The following is a 1,332-nucleotide window of genomic DNA, read 5'->3' on the forward strand; positions in this document are numbered from 1 at the left end:
ATACGAAACGGTGCGCGACCAGGGCAAAACCGCCGAAGCCCAACAACTGCGCCAACAGTTGCTGGCCTTGGAACAGCAGGCCCAACCCTTCGTGAAACAAAACGAGTTTGGGCGGTTGGTGGAACAGGCGGGCGGCGTGGGTCTCAATGCCACCACTTCTGCGGATGCCACGCGCTATTTCTACAGTTTCCCAGCCAATAAGCTGGAGTTGTGGATGTCGCTGGAGTCAGAACGCTTCTTGGATCCAGTGTTTCGGGAGTTTTATAAGGAACAGGATGTGATCCTGGAAGAGCGCCGGATGCGCACGGATAACTCCCCGATCGGGAAGGCCGTGGAAGTGTTTTTGGAATCAGCCTTTAAGGTTCATCCCTACCATCGGCCGGTGATTGGCTATGACGAAGACATCCGCAACCTGACCCGGTTGGATGTGCGCCGTTTCTATGAGGCCCATTACCCGCCCAATAATCTGACGGCGGTGGTGGTGGGGGATGTGGTGCCGACGGAGGTGAAGCGGCTGGCGGAAATTTATTTCGGTCGATTCCAACGGCGGCCCCTGCCGAATTTGCCAATTCCGGTGGAGCCGCGCCAAACAGCCACGCGATCGGTCAATTTGCAGCTTGAATCTCAGCCTTGGTACTTGGAGGGCTATCACGCACCGGCCAAGACAGATCCCGATTATGTGGTCTATGAGGCGATCGCGAGTTTGCTGTCGGATGGGCGCACTTCTCGCCTTTATCAGTCGGTGGTGCAGGAGAAGCAATTGGCCCTCTCGATCGCGGGTTTATACGGGTTTCCGGGCGATCGCTACCCGACGCTGATGCTGTTTTATGCCCTGAGTGCGCCGGATCATTCTGTGGATGAAATTGCGGTGGAACTGCATCGCCAACTCGATCGCCTGAAAAATGAGCCGGTGAGCGAGGCGGAACTAGAGCGCGTGAAAACCCAAGCCAGGGCCAACCAACTGCGGGCGATCGACTCCAACAGCACCATGGCGGCCCTGCTGGCGGAATATCAAGCCAAAACGGGCAATTGGCGCAATTTGTTTGCGGAGCTAGATCGAATTGGCTCGATCTCGCCGGCCGATGTGCAACGGGTGGCTCGCAAGACCTTCACCCCTGAAAATCGCACGGTGCTGAAGCTATTGCCCAAATAGCCTTTGGGGCGATCGGTTGAGGAGGCTGAATGGTGCAAAAGTTGCCCATTCAGTCACGATTCAAACGCTCCCAGCCAGCAGCGGCGATTCAACAAGTGGCGATCTACAAAGCGGCGATCCAAACGCTGTCGCCCAATAGCCAGCATTCCAACATCCAGGATCCAGAATTCAAGATCCAG

At 56.4% G+C, this 1,332-nt stretch carries 1 protein-coding gene; it reads left to right on the plus strand.

Annotated features, from left to right (window positions below; all coding sequences use genetic code 11):
- The coding region (locus tag AMR42_RS12670; protein ID WP_099533971.1) for a pitrilysin family protein at positions 1-1,153 on the plus strand (1,153 nt) is incomplete at its 5' end.
- Positions 1,154-1,332: the final 179 nt, after the last annotated feature.

The sequence above is a fragment of the Limnothrix sp. PR1529 genome, assembly GCF_002742025.1.
In the GTDB taxonomy this organism is placed as follows: Bacteria; Cyanobacteriota; Cyanobacteriia; order CACIAM-69d; family CACIAM-69d; genus CACIAM-69d.